Source organism: Faecalibacterium taiwanense, assembly GCF_036632915.2.
In the GTDB taxonomy this organism is placed as follows: Bacteria; Bacillota; Clostridia; order Oscillospirales; family Ruminococcaceae; genus Faecalibacterium; species Faecalibacterium taiwanense.
In genome coordinates, this window is the sequence record NZ_CP155552.1 from 1,559,732 (window position 1) to 1,574,931 (window position 15,200).

Consider the following 15,200-nt stretch of genomic DNA (forward strand, 5'->3'; position numbering starts at 1 on the left):
GATATTCGTGATTCGGCTCCAAAAGTGTGGTTTGGAAGGGCGGCATGTACTAAGCCAAAACCGCCGCTCCCAAGAATCCCAATTTATAAAAAGAACGCAGGCAGAACTTTTCGCAAAGGCGAAGGCTCTGCCTGCTTTTTTGCACCCCTGCCGCACTTTTCTCTTCGCCGCAAATGTGCTACAATAGCCTTAGCATAAGGAAAAGGGGAACGCGCATGGCCAGAAACAGGCAGAACCTGAACATCATCTACATCTCGGACCGAATGCGGGAGACGCTGCGGCCCATAGCGTCCTGTGCGCTCACGGCGGTGGTGGCCCCCATGGGCTACGGTAAAACGACGGCGGTGCGCTGGTTCTTGGCAGAGCAGGCCAAGGCGGGGGCCGTGGTGCTGCAAGCCAGCATCTACTCAGATAACCGCTCCATCTTCTGGAAAAGCGTGCAGAAGGCCTTTGCCGCCGCCGGGCTGACGGTGCTGGAGGGCTACGACTGCCCCGCTGACGCCAGCGGCGCGGCTTTGCTGCTGGAGGACCTGTGTGCCGCGCTGGGCGGCAAAACGCCCTACTATCTTTTTCTGGACGATTTCCACCTGCTGGGGGACGAGCGGGTGGCGCAGTTTTTGTGTCGGCTGGCCTACCGCCTGCCCGAGAACGTCCACCTTATCGTGGCCAGCCGCAACCGCTTTCTGCCCGGGGAGCAGGTGGTGCGGCTGGGGCGGCGGCTCCACCACATCGAGGCCGACGGCCTCCGCCTGAACCGGGAGGAGCTGCTGGCCTACACCCACCGCTGCGGCGTGGAGATCACCGCCGCCCAGGCCGAGAGCCTGCTGCGCTCCTGCGAGGGGTGGTTCTCCGCCGTCTACCTGAACCTCCATGCCCTGGCCGAGCGGGGGAGCCTGCTGCAGCCGGGGTCGGACATCTACGCCATGTTCACCGCCGCCATGCTGGAGTCCCTGCCCGAGAAGACCCGGGGCTTCCTCGCTGTGATGGGGCTGGCCGATGAGTTCACGGTGGAGATGGCCCGGGCTGTTACCGCCCTGCCCGACGCGGAGGAGGTGCTGCGGGCCCTCACCCAGCAAAACGCCTTTGTCACCCGCCTGCCGGACGGGGTGAGCTTCCGCTTCCACCACATGATGAAAGAGTGCGCCGAGCGGCTCTTTGCCCAGCTGCCCGCCGCCCGGCAAACGGATGTCTGGCAGCGGTATGGCCGCTGGTATGCCCAAAAAGCCCAGTACCTCCACGCTTTGCAGGCCTTTGAGCACTGCGGCGACCGCGACGCAGCCCTTGCCGTCATCGAGGCGGACGCGGGGGATCTGCTTGCCTCCCTCAGCCCCGCCGAGCTGCTGCAGCGGCTGGACCGCTGCCCGGTGGAAGCGCTGCAGCGCCACCCGCTGGCCATTCTGGTGCTGATGCGCCGGATGTTCACCTGGCAGCAGATCCCCAAAATGATGGAGCTGAAAGCCCTGCTGGAAGCCGCCGTGGCCCAACACCCCGAGTGGCCCGCCGCCGAGCGGGGCAACCTGCTGGGGGAGTGCGACCTCATCCAGAGCTTCTTGTTCTACAACGACATCACCCAGATGAGCCGCCTCCACCGCAGCGCCAGCCGCCAGATGAGCCGCCCCGCCGTCACCCTGCGCAACAGCGGCAGCTGGACCTTCGGCTCCCCCTCGGTGCTGATGATGTACTACCGCGCCCCCGGGGAGTTGGGCAAAGAACTGGCCGAAATGTACGAGTGTATGCCCCATTACTATAAAATCACCAACGGCCACGGCCGGGGGGCCGAGCTTTTGATGGACGCGGAGGCCGCCTACCTGCAGGGGGCGTGGGAGAAAGCCGCCGTGCTGCTGGAGCGGGCCCGGGCCGACGCCGCCGGGCAGGAAAACATGACCCTCTGCTGCGACTTTTGGCCCTGCGGCTGGCCCTGTGCGGCAAGGGGAAAGAGGGGTACGATTTTGCCGCCAAGCGCGCCGCCCTGCTGCAAAAGCACGATGGGGTGCAGGTGCATCTGCTGGAAAGCATCGCCGCCTATTTCTATGCCCTGCAGGGCAGGCCGGAGCAGGCCCCGGAGCTGTTCCGGGAGCACAAGCTGGCCGAGGTGAGCTTCTTTGGGCCCTGCCGCCCCATGATGTCCCTCATCGAGCAGCAGGTCTGGCTGGCGCAGGGGGAGTACGTGAAGGTGATCGCCCACAGCGAGGGCCTGCTGCGCCGGTGCGAGGCCATGCACTACGGTCTGGTGGGCCTGCAGGCCCGCATTCAGCTGGCGGCGGCGCAGCTGCGCTTTGGCCAGCGGGCCGAGGCCCGGGCTGCGCTGGCAGCGGCTTTGCTGGACGCTGTGCAGGACGATTTCTGGGTGCTCTTTGTGGAGCAGTATCCCGCTCTGGCCCCCCTGCTGGAAGGGGAGGACTGGGCTGCCAGCGAGCCGCGTCTGGGGCCCTTCGTGGCCCGCATCCTGCCCGCAGGCCGGGCCTTTGCCGCCCGGCTGGGCCTGCCCGCCCCCGCGCCGGAGCTGCCCCTGACCGACCGCGACCGGGAGCTGGCCCGTCTGGTGGCCGGGCGGTGCACCAACAAGGAAATCGCCGCCGCCCTCTACCTCTCCGAGGGAACGGTGAAGCAGTACATCAACCAGCTGTACGCAAAGCTGGATATGGGCGGCGACCCCCGCACCCGCCGCGCCCGGCTGGCGGAGTGGTATCAGAAAAACGCCCCCCGGAATTAACCAAAAACTAACCCCGGGTTAATAGCAAAAACCAAAGCTCCACGGTATCCTAAAAGTGAACCGTGGAGCTTTTTTCCTGCAACAAAATTGGTAGAAAAAGGGAGGCTTTTGCAATGAAACGAAGATGGAAGAAATTCCTCGCCGGGGTGCTTTCCGCAGCCCTCGCGCTGAACCTCGCGGCCCCGCTGGCACTGGCGGGCAGCTCGACGATGGGAGCAGCTTGCGGGGTGACAAATGTACTTCTGTATCCGGAGTATGTCGGACGGGTCGATGATAATGAGAGGGTGCCGTACATTCAGGGTGAGGTATCCTATGACCATGGCCTTTTGACCTTTGACGGAGATGTGACGCTGGATACAACTTCGGACCCGTATAATTCTTCGCTGGTCGAAGCCCTCAGTGAAAAAAATCTGAGGCTGGTGGCAAATGGCAAAGTGACGGGCAGAACGAAAAGCAACGGCTTTGATGGAGCAAAGGAAATAGTAAGGGGAGAATACGATCTCTCCAATACCGATGCGGGAAACCAGTCGAAAGGAATTTTAGGCGCTACAAACGATAAAACGACGATTGCTTCCGATACTAGAATCACGCTGAAGGGTTTCCAGACGGGCATCGGCTGGGGAAGCGTTCAGATCGATGGCAAGGTGAAGATCACAAATGCAGAATGCGGCATCGCCAATTTCACTACCATGAACCCGGGCAGCGAGCTGGAGATCCATGCGGATCGGTACATCGGGAAGGATTGTCTTCTGACATACAACGGCGGCCATCTGCTTATGATTGTGGCGGAAAACGGCGACGGCAATAACATCGTCCAGGGGAGACTGAGCATCGGAAACGTAAGCAGGTTCTGGTATCGCACCGACGAGAATGGAGCGTATACGGAAATCAACGTGAAGGAAAATTATGAGAACTTTACGGCTGCCATAGGACAGAACCAAGACTATCTGGAACTGACGGATGTGGACCCGGACCAGCCGGAAAGTGAAACCTACGACCTCTGGGTAGCAGGCAAGCAGGTCACAAAGAGCAACCAAAGCGATGTGCTGGAGGATGGCGGGTCTGTGAAGTTTGACCCGACGACCAACACGCTGACCCTGAACGATGCCGATCTCACGCTGGATGGGGCCGCGGGCGGTTACTGCTGCATCGATTCCCAATTGGCGGAAGAGCTGACCATTACCGGCACAGCCACCCTTTCCAACGCCGATGGAATCCTTACGGAAGGCCCGCTGACGCTGGATAACGCAACCCTCACACTTACGGGCAATATCGATGGCGACGTTGGTGATGACGCGATCCGGGCAGGCCGCTCTGACGAGGACATCACCATCCAAAACAGCACCGTGACCATTGCAGGCACGAACTCGGAAGGCAATTTCTTCCAGTTTGGCATTCGGTGCGGCAAGCTCACCGTGGCGAACAGCACGCTGGATGTGAAAGCCGGCGGCTCGGCCGTCGTGGCGCAAACGAGTTGGAGGCTTCCGGCGCAGGCACCGTCATCACGGCGGAAACGGATGCATCGGAGGAACAGGATTATTATGCCCTCGAACTGGGACGCCTGATCATGTCTCACGGCCTTGATCTGGTGGAAGGCAAAATGAACGAGAGTAAGAAGGCGAAGATCGCCCGGCCGGAGCAGGCCCCCACGGACTTTAAGGTCTACTGGGTCGTCCATCCGGGGGACGAACCGGTGAATGGAGGAATGCAGTTCCCCGGTGCGATCACCGGCAGCGAGGAGGAAGCCCGCCTCTTTGAGGGCTGGTTCCTCGAAGACGGCACCCGTTTGGAGGATAGCCCCTACTACATGGGCCCGGGCGCGAACCATGTGGGCAACCTCGACCGGGACGTGACCTTCTATGGCCATTGGCGCACCGCCGAGAGCGGCGAGGGCAGCCCAGACGGCGGAGACGGCTTCGGCACCCTTCTTGCGGGCGTCGCAGTCGTGGGCGCGGCGGGCGTCGTGGCCTATCAGGTGGGCACGGAGCTCATCCTTGACCAGCTCCTGCCTGCAGGGGTGGCCGTGCCCCATACCCGCGCCGAGCTGGCAATGCTCCTCTGGAACACCGCAGGCCGCCCGGCCCCGGCCACTCTGCCCGCCTTTGCGGACGTAGCCGACCCGGAGCTGGCCCAAGCCGCCCAGTGGGCCATCGAGCAGGGCTACCTGAAAGCCCGCGCCGACGGCAGCTTTAAGCCGGACAAGGGCGTCGCCAAGTGGCGCGTCATCCGCGGCTACCGGGCAGTGACCGAACCATGACCGTGCAGGTAAAATAGCCCCACAGCACAAGGCCCCGCAGACCTTTTTCAAAGTCTGCGGGGCCGCTGCTTGTTTATCTATCAGCTTGGAACGCTGGATGAACACGCTTCCGCAGAGGACTTGCTCAATCTCGTCACAGAGTTCATTGAGGAGTTCAAGGCTAAATTCGGCGAACACGTTCATGTGCTGGATAGGGCACTGCATCTGGACGAAAGCACGCCCCACATCCATGAGTGCCATGTATTCGACTGCGAGAACAAGTATGGTGAGGTGACCCGGTAAGTGGCGTAGATTTGCGTAGAAAAGCGTGGATCGTGCAAAAACGGAGAATCTGGAAAAAATCGGCTTGTGGCCTTGATAATTCTACAAAAGTCTACGTTTCCCGATATTCGTGATTCGGCTCCAAAAGTGTGGTTTGGAAGGGCGGCATGTCCTAAGCAGCAGATGTGCTTACTCAATAAGTACCTTATGGAGACGGGATCTCTTCGGAGACTCCGTCTCTTTTTGTATAGAAACCACAGATGCAGCCCACTCTATCAAAAAGGGGTGAGCAGATGTCCGGCAAACGGGTATTGGCGTTGTATGCAGCTGTTCTGCTGGGGTTTGCGGTAGTTTTGTGCCGCCTGTATTTTCTGGCAGAGAACCATACCTATGCTGCCCGGGCCGAAGCACAGAGCACGGTCCGGCTCTCGCTGCCTGCCCGGCGGGGCAGCTTCTACGACCACAGCGGCCTGCTTCTCACCGGGCTGGAAACGCGGTATCTTGCCCTCTGCTTCCCGGGCGAAAACAACTACACACGCCTGTATGCATTTACGGACAGTGCCGGGCAGGCACTTTTGTACCGGAACCGCAACCGCTCCGCACCGTTTCTGCTGGAAGTGGACCGCGACCTTTCCGGGCGCGGCATACGCTGCTTTGCAACGGCACGGCGCTGCGCAGAAGTTCCGCTGTGCCAGCATCTGATCGGCTATCTGGATGCAGAAGGCCGCGGCATTGCCGGGCTGGAAAAGGCGCTGGACAGCCAGCTGGCCGGGACAAAGGAGCATGACACGCTGGTGTGCGCGGTCACAGCACAAGGACGGCTGCGGGCCGGGGAAACACCGCAGCTCACCCGGCAGGACAGCAGTGCGGTGGGCGTGCAGCTGACGATCTCCCGCCCGGTGCAGCGTGCCGCCGAAGCGGTGGCCGCAGACACCATGACCAGCGGCTGCATTCTGGTTCTGGACACGGCCACTGCTGCGGTTCGCGCCAGCGTCAGCGTACCGGGCTATGACTCGGATGACCTTGCCGCAAGTCTGGATGCACCGGACGGTCCGTTCCTGAACCGCGCACTGGAAAGCTATGCTGTGGGTTCAGTGTTCAAGCCGGTGCTGGCTGCGGCAGCGCTGGAGCAGGGCATCCTGCCGGAGTGCGAATGCACCGGTGCTGTGGTGGTGGATGGACAGATCTTCCGCTGCGCAGGCGGTGTTCCGCACGGAACGGTGGACATGACTGCGGCTCTGGAAAAAAGCTGCAACGGCTATTTTATCCGGCTGGGGCAGCAGCTGGGGGCAGAGACGCTTTTGCAGATGTCCCGGCAGCTTGGCTTCGGGCAGGAGGTGCCGGTGGCAGGTGCGCTGTACGCCGATGCCGGAAAGCTGCCGTCTGCCGGGGAGCTTGCCCAGAGCGGCCAGCTGGCAAATTTCAGCTTTGGGCAGGGCGGTCTGCTGGCATCACCGGTACAGATCGCCGCCATGATGAACACCATTGCTTCCGGCGGGGTGTACCGCACGCCTTTCTTTGTGTGTGGCTCGGTGGATGAAACTGACGGTACGCCGCTGGAAACGCTTGCACATCCGCAGTCAAGGCGGGTGATGAGCGCGGAAAATGCAGCGCTCCTGCGTAAAATGCTGCAGCAGGTGGTGGAAGAGGGCACCGCACAGGATGCTGCCTGGCTGGAAGAAGGGGCTGGCGGCAAGACCGGTACCGCGCAGACCGGGCAGTTCACACCGGATGGCACGGAACGCAAAAACTTGTGGTTCACAGGGTTTTACCCGGCGCAGCAGCCGCGCTACACCATTGTGGTGCTGCAGGACGGGCAGGTGAGCACGGAACATTCCAGCGCCGCCATCTTTGCCCGGCTGTGCGCAATGCTGGACCTTCTGGCATAAAAATGCACGGTTTCTGCTTGCTTTTTTGCGCTTGTTATGCTACTATATATTTGTATTTCTGCGTAGTTTTTGTTGAATTAAAATAAAGGAGCGTTTCAATCCATGTCTGTTATCGAAATTGTTGGCGGTGTGATCCTGCTGATCGCTTCGCTCGTCATCGTTTTCCTCACTCTCATGCAGCACACCCACGGTCAGGGCCTTTCCGGTGCTATCAACGGCAGTATGGGCGGCGCAAACAATGCCCGTTTGACCCCGGCTGATCAGATGCTGGCCAAGACCACCCGCATTGCAGGTATTGTTTTCTTTGTGGTTGCCATTCTGGCATGTCTGTTTGCAGGCCGTCTGGCAGGTTGACAAGGTTCGTGCAGCCCCGTGTAAAGGACGGGGCTGTTTTTCTGTGTTATGATAGGATGTCGGCGGCAGTCTGACCGCCGGGCAGGGTGGGGCAGCTGGCCCACGATTGGCAGCGCTGCGGCACGTTGGAGGCTGCGGCCATGGAAGAGCAAGGAGAAAAAATATTATGGCAATGCGCGATAAAATTGAGCACGCGATCCAGAATCAGCCGTGCACCGTCAAAGACCTCAAATCCAAATTCGGCGGGGACCGCGGCTCGGACCGCAAGGTGATGGAGGCTGTGGATCAGCTGGTGCACGAGGCGGTCATCTGCCAGCGTCAGGGCGTGTTCTTTACGGTGCGCTCCGGCCGTGCAGACAAGGCTCTGCTGTGCAAGGTGGTAAAACTGGGCAAGAATTTTGCCTTTGTCATGCTGGAGGACGGCACCAGCGATATCTTTATCCCGGGCCGTTTTACCCGCGGTGCCATGCCCGGCGACATGGTGCTTGTAGAAAAGTTTGAGCACCCCCGTGTGGAGGGCAGCGATGAAGGCGAGATCCTGGCCATTCTGGAAGAAAAGAACGATCTGGTGGGCACTGCCCGCCGCATTGATGGCCGCCTGAAGTTCGTGCCGGACGACTGCCCGGCCATCTCCATGCAGATGATGCGTGATTGCGAGGGCGGTGCAAAGGACGGCGACAAGGTGGCCGTGGAGATCCTGCAGCGCGGCAATCGGCAGGAAGATCACCGCGTGGGCGTTGCCATGCGGTTTGGCAGCTCGGACGAAGCAAAGCGCTGCGCAAAGGCCCTGCTCTATGCGCAGGATATCCACAGCCGCTTCCCGGATAAGGTTCGTGAGGAAGCCAAGAAGCTGGAGAACGCTGAGGTCTCTGAAAAGGACACCGAGGGCCGCATGGATCTGCGCGCCCTGCCCATCTTCACCATTGACAGTGCTGAGACCAAGGACATCGATGATGCCATCAGCCTGACCAAGACCCCGGAGGGCGGTTTTGAGCTGGGTGTCCACATTGCAGATGTTTCCAACTATGTCAAGCCCGGCAGCGAACTGGACAACGAAGCGTTTAACCGCGCAACCAGCGTCTACTATGCCGATCAGGTGGTGCCCATGCTGCCCAAGCAGCTTTCCAACGGCATCTGCAGCCTGAATGAGGGCGTGCTGCGTCTGGCCTTCTCCTGCCTGATGCATCTGGATAAGGATGGCAACCTGATCGATTACCGCTTTGTCAAGTCGGTCATCCGCAGCCGCGTCAAGGGTGTTTACTCCGAGATCAACGCCTTGCTGGCCGGCAGTGCTGACGACGAGCTGAAGGGCAAGTACCATGAAGTGCTCAGCCAGCTGCCCGCCATGAAGGAGCTGTACGGCCACCGTGCCCGCCTGCGCAAGGAGCGCGGCTGCATGGATATCGAGAGCGGCGAGGTGAAGCTGATCCTCGACGAGGACGGCCACTGCATCGATGTGAAAAAGCGCACCTCCGGCGAGAGCGAAGCTATGATCGAAGAGTTCATGCTGCTGGCCAACCAGTGCGCTGCCCACTTTGCCCGCGTGAAGCAGATCCCCTTCGTGTACCGTGTGCACGAGGAACCCAATGCTGAAAAGCTGGAGCGTCTGCACACTCTGCTGCAGGCCTGCGGCATCAACGATCACTTTGCCAAGGATGTGCCCACCCCCAAGGAGCTGAGCGCAATTCTGGAAGGTGTGCGCGGCGGCCCGTATGAGCAGATCATCAATACCGGTATGCTGCGCTGCATGTCCAAGGCTGTGTATGAGGAAAAGCCCAAGGGCCACTACGGCCTGGTGCTGAAGGACTACGCTCACTTCACCAGCCCCATCCGCCGCTACCCGGATCTGGCCATCCATCGCATCATGACCGCCCAGCTCAAGGGCATGGATAAGGATACCATGGTGCTGCGCTACAGCGACTTTGCCGAGAAGGCAAGCAAGCAGTCCAGTGAGCGCGAGATCATTGCAATGCAGATCGAGCGCAAGGCTGAGGACTGCTACAAGGCCGAGTATGCCCGCCGCCATCTGGGCGAGTGCTACGAGGGCCGCATTTCCGGCGTGACCCAGCGCGGCCTGTTCATTGAGCTGGACAACGGCGTGGAGGGCTTTGTGCCGGCTTCCAGCCTGACCCCCTCCGGTACCATGCTCACCGAGGGCATCCGCCTGTCCGACCCCGTCTCCGGCAAGAACTGGAGCCTGGGCGACACCATGATGATCACCATTGTGCGTGCGGATGTGAACCTGGGCAAGATCGACTTTGAGGTTGCTCCGGCAAGCACAAAGTAAGCAAAAAGATCAGAACACCTGTACGGCGTTTTCCTGCATAGGAAGAGACTGTACAGGTGTTTTTTGTCCGCGGACAAGAAGCGGTGGAAAAGGGGAGAACGACATGCTGAAAAACGAAACACTGCGCAGAGATGCAGATGCCATCATCCGTGCCAGCCTGAACGCTGTTCTGCCGGACGAAGCGGTGCGCCGCGCGCTGAAAAATTTCCGGCCGCAGGGCGGCAGGGTGCTGCTGGTGGCTGCCGGTAAGGCAGCATGGCAGATGGCCCATGCTGCAGTGAAATTTCTTGGCCGGGTGGATGGCGGTGTGGTCGTGACCAAATACGGCCACGTGAAGGGCACGATCCCCGGCGTGGACTGCTGCGAAGCCGGGCACCCCGTGCCGGATGAGAATGGCTTTGCCGCCACCCGGAAAGCGCTGGAACTGGTGCAGGGCTTAACGGCAGAGGATACGGTGCTGTTTCTGCTGTCCGGCGGCGGCAGTGCACTGTTTGAAAAGCCGCTGATCCCCGGCGCAGAGCTGCAGCAGATCACGGGCCAGCTGCTTGCCAGCGGTGCCGATATCGTGGAGATGAACACCATTCGCAAGCGCCTGTCCGGGGTCAAGGGCGGGCGGTTTGCACAGAGCTGTGCGCCTGCGCAGGTGTTCAGCATCGTGCTCAGTGATATTCTGGGCGACCCGCTGGATATGATCGCCAGCGGTCCGGCGGTGCCGGATACCTCCACCTGTGCACAGGCCCTTGCCATTGCGGAAAAATATCACCTGCAGCTTTCGGCACAGGCCAAGGCTCTGCTGGCACAGGAGACTCCAAAGGTGCTGGACCATGTTGCCACGCAGATCACCGGCAGCGTGCGGGAGCTGTGCAGCGCAGCAGCCAACGCCTGCCGGGAGCTGGGCTATGAGCCGGTGATCTTGACCGACAGGCTCTGCTGTGAAGCGCGGGAGGCTGGCAGCTTCCTTGGTTCCATAGCCCGCACCCACGCGGGGCAGGGCAAAAAGCTGGCCTTTCTTGCAGGCGGTGAGACGGTCGTCCATCTGACCGGAACAGGTCTGGGCGGGCGCAATCAGGAGCTGGCCCTTGCTGCAGCACCAATGATCGCCGGGCTGGATGCAGCGGTCTTTTCGGTGGGCAGCGATGGCACCGACGGCCCAACCGATGCTGCGGGCGGCTATGTGGACGGCAGCACGGCCGCAGCACTGGCGCAGAACCAGCTGAACGTGTACGATGTGCTGCAGAACAACGATGCCTACCATGCCCTCAAGGCGGTGGATGGGCTCATCATCACCGGCGCGACCGGCACGAATGTCAACGATGTGGCCGTGGTGCTGATCGGAAATCAAGGATAGAACAAAGCCACCGGGAGTTCTCTGCAAAAAGCGGAAGCGGAACGGATGGAGCTGCAGCGCCGCAAGGTCGGGTTTATCTGTAAGACTGTTGCAGCACCCTATCATGTTGCAGGCAGTCTTCTGACGATCGGCACCAGCTGCGGCTTTGCCCTCTACCCGGAAGAAGGCACGGATACAGACAAGATCACCCGTCTGGCTGACCAGCGGATGTATAAGCACAAGCAAAAGAACCATGCCTTGCAGGATCATGGATTATATGGGTAAAAAATAAGGTGCTGTCCGCACAGACAGCACCTTATTTTTATGGTTTACATGTGCAGCAGGCTGCGCTGCTCGCTGGCGCGGAACTTGAGTGCCGCAGCAATGAATGCCTTGAACAGCGGGTGAGCACGGTTCGGACGGCTCTTGAACTCCGGGTGGAACTGTGCGCCCAAATGAAAGTCACGGCCGGGCAGCTCTACAGTCTCTACCAGACGACCGTCGGGGCTGGTGCCGGAAATAACAAGACCGGCGTCCTGCATCTCCTGACGGAATTCGTTGTTAAACTCGTAGCGGTGACGGTGGCGCTCCCAGATCTCGGCCTCGCCGTAGCACTCGGCCATCTTGGTGCCGGGCATCACCTTGCAGGGGTATTTACCCAGACGCATGGTGCCGCCCTTGGGAATGTTGCCCTGCTGGTCGGCCATCAGGGCGATCACATTATGCTTGCCATCCGGGGTGAATTCGCTGGAATTTGCATCCTTGTAGCCCAAAACTCCCCGGGCAAACTCCATTACCATGATCTGCATGCCAAGGCAGATGCCAAAGTAGGGAACATGGTTCTCGCGGGCATACTGTGCAGCCTGGATCATGCCCTCAATGCCGCGGTCGCCAAAGCCGCCGGGTACGATGATGCCGTCCACATCTGCAAAGGCTTCCTTGCAGGCGGCCTGGTCGGTCAGGTCCTCGCTTTCCACCCACTTGATCTCCACCTGGCTGTCATTCTCGAAGCCTGCGTGGTACAGGCTCTCCATCACAGAGAGATAGGCGTCGTGCAGCTTGACGTATTTGCCCACCAGTGCAATGCTGCAGGTCTTGCTGCGGGTAGCAATGCGGCTGACCACCTGCTTCCACTCGGTCAGGTCGGCAGCGGGCACATCCAGCTTGAGCTTCTGCACCACTACCTCGTCCAGACCACCGGTGTGCAGCATCAGCGGGCACTGGTACAGGCTGGGCATGGTCAGGTTCTCGATCACACACTCCGGCTTCACATTGCAGAAGGTGCTGATCTTGCGGCGGATGTCGCCGCCCACACTGCCGTCTGCGCGCAGGATGATGATATCCGGGTTCACGCCCATGCCCTGCAGCTCTTTCACAGAGTGCTGTGCAGGCTTGGATTTGTACTCGTCCGAGCCGGAAATGTAAGGCACCAGCACCACATGGATGTAGCAGCAGTTGTCGCGGCCCTGCTCCAGACCCACCTGACGGATGGCCTCGAGGAAGGGCTGGCTTTCAATATCACCGGTCGTGCCGCCGATCTCGGTAATGACCACGTCAGCCTCGGTGGAAGAGGCCAGATTGTAGATGTAGCTCTTGATCTCGTTGGTGATGTGGGGAATGATCTGCACGGTCTGGCCCAGATATGCACCCTGACGTTCCTTGTTCAGTACGTTCCAGTACACCTTGCCGGTGGTCAGGTTGGAGTATTTGTTCAGATTCTCGTCGATAAAGCGCTCGTAGTGGCCCAGATCCAGATCGGTCTCAGTGCCATCGTCGGTCACGAACACCTCACCGTGCTGCAGCGGGCTCATGGTGCCGGGATCCACATTCACATAGGGGTCCAGCTTCTGGCTGGCCACCTTCAGGCCGCGGCACTTGAGCAGACGGCCCAGCGATGCAGCTGTGATGCCCTTGCCAAGGCCGGAGACGACACCGCCGGTGACAAAGATGAATTTGGTTTGTTTCTCTGCCATAGAATTTCCTCCTCTATTTTTGCTTTTCTGAATTCTTTCCCTTATAAACCTTTGTGAATTCTTTCAGGTGAACGGTCTTGCTCTCAGCCTTTCCCAAAATGAGCCGGTGAAAGCAAGGATACTTTTCCCAATCCAATATTATACACCCATGTCCTCATAATTTTCAAGGACTTCCTGTGCAATTTCTGTGCGGTCACGACGGGTATCCATGGCCTGTTTTTCTATGTAGCGGTGTGCCTCGGCTTCGGTCATGTGCTCGTGCTCCACAAGGCAGCATTTTGCCCGGCTGACCAGCCGCACCTGTGCGATCTTTTCCTGTAAGCGGGCGTTCTCCTGCCGGGCACGCAGCAGGCGGTGGTTGCCCGCCGCCGCCATGTGCATGGCCTGCACAAAAAAGGCGGTGCTGAAGGGCTTTGACAGCAGCAATACCCCCTGTTCGCTCAAAGGTCCCAAAAGCTGCTCAGCCTGTGCGGCCTTGACCAGAAACACGACACCGGCATCTGTTTTTTCCACAGCATTGATGCACACCTCATGCCCGAATTCATCGGGCAGGGGAGAGTTGACCACGATCAGCTCAAAATCCGATTCCGTCATGCGCCGCCGGGCTTCGGCCCCGCTGGGAATGATCACCGGGCGGCTGTAGCCCATTTCGGTCAGCCGTGCAGCGATATACTCGTTGGAGCTTGCACCGGCACTTACGATCAGTGCACGTCCCATTTCCTTCGCTCCTTTCTCCTACACACTCTCTTTTGCAGGGGTCAGATGGCGTTGAAGTAATGGGTACGCTCGTACTCAACAGGGTCGGACGCGTGTTTCAGTGCTTCGCAGCGCTTCAGTTCTTCCGTAAAGTAGCGGCTGGCAAGCTGCTCGGGCAGCACTCTGCGCAAAAATTCGCTCTCCTCCGCAGCCTGCACGGCCTCTTCCAGACTGGCGGGCAGAGTCTCAAGGCTGAGGCCCTCAGCCATAGAGGGGTCGAACAGATTCTTGTTCACGGGGGCAGAGAGCACCATGCGGTTCTCGATGCCGTCCAATCCGGCAGCCAGAACCAGACCAATGGCCAGATAGGGGTTGCAGGCAGGGTCCGGGCTGCGCAGCTCCATGCGGCAGTTGTCGCCCTTTACCTGCGGGATGCGCACCAGCTGGCTGCGGTTCTGGCGGCTCCAGCTCACATAGCGGGGCGCTTCATCGCAGCCAAAGCGCTGATAGCTGTTGGGCAGAGGGTTGGTGAACACGGTCAGCTCCCGGCTGTGGGCCAGCACACCGGCCATAAAGCTGCCTGCAATGCTGTCCGGGGCAATGTCGCCCTCAAACAGGTTGCGGCCATCCATGTAAAGGGACAGGTTGATGTGCAGGCCGCTGCCTGCCTGATCCGGCAGGGGCTTGGGCAGGAAGCTTGCATGGATGCCGCTGCGGGTGGCAATGGCGCGCACGATCTGCTTGAACATCATCACGTTGTCGGCGGTCTTGAGGGGGCCTGCGTGGTGGCAGTCGATCTCGTTCTGGCCGTTGCCGCTTTCGTGATGGCTGTGCTGAGGGCTCATGCCCATCTGCTCCATGGTCAGGCAGATGTCCCGGCGGAGGTTCTCGCCTGCATCCAGCGGGGCCACGTCAAAGTAGCCGCCAAAGTCGATGGGGATACGGGTGGGGCGGCCCCGGTCATCATTCTCGAACAGGTAGAACTCACACTCTGCGCCCACATTGCAAGTGATGCCCAGCTTTTTGAATTTGCGATTCACGCTGCGCAGAAAGCCGCGGCAGTTGCCGCCAAAGGGCTGGCCGTCCGGCTTTTCCACATCACAGAAAAACTGCATCACCCGGCCCTCGGTAGGCCGCCAGGGGAGAATGGTCACGGTGGAAAGATCCGGCCGCAGCACAAGATCGCTTTCCTCCACCTTCATAAAGCCGGCAATGGAGCTGCCGTCGAAGCAGACACCGTCTTCCAGAGCTTTGGGCAGATCGTTTGCCAGCACGGCAATGTTCTTCTGAGTGCCAAAGATATCGCAGAAGGCAAAGCGCACAAATTTGACGTTGTTGTCCTCCACAAAATCAAGGATGTCCTGTTGGGTCGAATAGCTCATAATGGTTTCCCTTTCAAATAAAACGCCTAAAGGCCTGCCCTCAGAATGGGAGCAGGTCTTT

12 protein-coding genes and 1 pseudogene are annotated in these 15,200 nt (G+C 60.0%); 10 read left to right on the forward strand and 3 right to left on the reverse strand.

Translation table 11 applies throughout. The annotated features are described in order from the left end of the window. Positions 1–215 precede the first annotated feature (215 nt). The 10 genes and pseudogenes from PXT33_RS07810 to PXT33_RS07855 all read left to right on the forward strand — a co-directional run bounded on the left by PXT33_RS07810 (position 216) and on the right by PXT33_RS07855 (position 11,373). Positions 216–2,096 carry a hypothetical protein gene (locus tag PXT33_RS07810; RefSeq protein ID WP_347070274.1) on the forward strand — a complete coding sequence of 627 codons (1,881 nt, stop codon included), beginning with the start codon at positions 216–218 and terminating at the stop codon, positions 2,094–2,096. Beyond that, positions 1,991–2,713: a LuxR C-terminal-related transcriptional regulator gene (locus tag PXT33_RS07815; protein ID WP_347070275.1), complete on the forward strand. Its 723-nt coding sequence runs from the start codon at positions 1,991–1,993 to the stop codon at positions 2,711–2,713. The genes PXT33_RS07810 and PXT33_RS07815 overlap by 106 nt, the downstream gene beginning before the upstream one ends. A 113-nt stretch (positions 2,714–2,826) precedes the next feature. Continuing rightward, complete coding sequence (locus PXT33_RS07820; protein ID WP_347070276.1) at positions 2,827–4,278, forward strand: hypothetical protein; 1,452 nt, start codon at positions 2,827–2,829, stop codon at positions 4,276–4,278. Positions 4,279–4,280: 2 nt separating this feature from the next. Then, complete coding sequence (locus PXT33_RS07825) at positions 4,281–4,970, forward strand: hypothetical protein (protein ID WP_347070277.1); 690 nt, start codon at positions 4,281–4,283, stop codon at positions 4,968–4,970. Between the two features lie 75 nt (positions 4,971–5,045). Beyond that, positions 5,046–5,243: pseudogene (locus tag PXT33_RS07830) on the forward strand (hypothetical protein); the annotation flags it as partial. A 281-nt stretch (positions 5,244–5,524) separates the two neighbouring features. Next, entirely contained in the window at positions 5,525–7,120 is a 1,596-nt protein-coding gene (locus PXT33_RS07835; protein ID WP_332376275.1) for a penicillin-binding protein 2, read from the forward strand. Between the two features lie 102 nt (positions 7,121–7,222). After that, positions 7,223–7,474: a preprotein translocase subunit SecG gene (secG, locus tag PXT33_RS07840; protein WP_005937305.1), complete on the forward strand. Its 252-nt coding sequence runs from the start codon at positions 7,223–7,225 to the stop codon at positions 7,472–7,474. Positions 7,475–7,640: 166 nt separating this feature from the next. Next, positions 7,641–9,761, forward strand: a complete 2,121-nt coding sequence (gene rnr / locus PXT33_RS07845) for a ribonuclease R (protein WP_332376276.1) — start codon at positions 7,641–7,643, stop codon at positions 9,759–9,761. A gap of 103 nt (positions 9,762–9,864) precedes the next feature. Beyond that, a complete protein-coding gene (locus PXT33_RS07850; protein ID WP_005937311.1) occupies positions 9,865–11,109 on the forward strand; it encodes a glycerate kinase in 1,245 nt (414 codons plus the stop codon). A gap of 45 nt (positions 11,110–11,154) precedes the next feature. Beyond that, complete coding sequence (locus PXT33_RS07855; RefSeq protein ID WP_154255457.1) at positions 11,155–11,373, forward strand: diguanylate cyclase domain-containing protein; 219 nt, start codon at positions 11,155–11,157, stop codon at positions 11,371–11,373. 44 nt (positions 11,374–11,417) lie between these two features. Here the strand turns inward: PXT33_RS07855 and PXT33_RS07860 are convergent, their stop codons facing one another. From PXT33_RS07860 to PXT33_RS07870, 3 genes are all read right to left on the reverse strand, one after another. Further along, positions 11,418–13,061 (reverse strand): CTP synthase, encoded by a 1,644-nt coding sequence (locus PXT33_RS07860; protein WP_118527002.1) that lies wholly within the window; start codon positions 13,059–13,061, stop codon positions 11,418–11,420. Positions 13,062–13,199: 138 nt separating this feature from the next. Then, a complete protein-coding gene (locus PXT33_RS07865; RefSeq protein WP_005937320.1) occupies positions 13,200–13,778 on the reverse strand; it encodes an ANTAR domain-containing response regulator in 579 nt (192 codons plus the stop codon). Between the two features lie 41 nt (positions 13,779–13,819). Further along, positions 13,820–15,139, reverse strand: coding sequence for a glutamine synthetase family protein (locus tag PXT33_RS07870; RefSeq protein WP_005937322.1), 1,320 nt, complete (start codon positions 15,137–15,139; stop codon positions 13,820–13,822). Positions 15,140–15,200: the final 61 nt, after the last annotated feature.

Coding starts and splice junctions, on each gene's coding strand:
- PXT33_RS07810 (WP_347070274.1), top strand. CDS start 216: ATGGCCAGAAACAGGCAGAACCTGAACATCATCTACATCTCGGACCGA.
- PXT33_RS07820 (WP_347070276.1), top strand. CDS start 2,827: ATGAAACGAAGATGGAAGAAATTCCTCGCCGGGGTGCTTTCCGCAGCC.
- PXT33_RS07825 (WP_347070277.1), top strand. CDS start 4,281: ATGTCTCACGGCCTTGATCTGGTGGAAGGCAAAATGAACGAGAGTAAG.
- PXT33_RS07835 (WP_332376275.1), top strand. CDS start 5,525: ATGTCCGGCAAACGGGTATTGGCGTTGTATGCAGCTGTTCTGCTGGGG.
- secG (WP_005937305.1), top strand. CDS start 7,223: ATGTCTGTTATCGAAATTGTTGGCGGTGTGATCCTGCTGATCGCTTCG.
- rnr (WP_332376276.1), top strand. CDS start 7,641: ATGGCAATGCGCGATAAAATTGAGCACGCGATCCAGAATCAGCCGTGC.
- PXT33_RS07850 (WP_005937311.1), top strand. CDS start 9,865: ATGCTGAAAAACGAAACACTGCGCAGAGATGCAGATGCCATCATCCGT.
- PXT33_RS07855 (WP_154255457.1), top strand. CDS start 11,155: ATGGAGCTGCAGCGCCGCAAGGTCGGGTTTATCTGTAAGACTGTTGCA.
- PXT33_RS07860 (WP_118527002.1), bottom strand. CDS start 13,061: ATGGCAGAGAAACAAACCAAATTCATCTTTGTCACCGGCGGTGTCGTC.
- PXT33_RS07865 (WP_005937320.1), bottom strand. CDS start 13,778: ATGGGACGTGCACTGATCGTAAGTGCCGGTGCAAGCTCCAACGAGTAT.
- PXT33_RS07870 (WP_005937322.1), bottom strand. CDS start 15,139: ATGAGCTATTCGACCCAACAGGACATCCTTGATTTTGTGGAGGACAAC.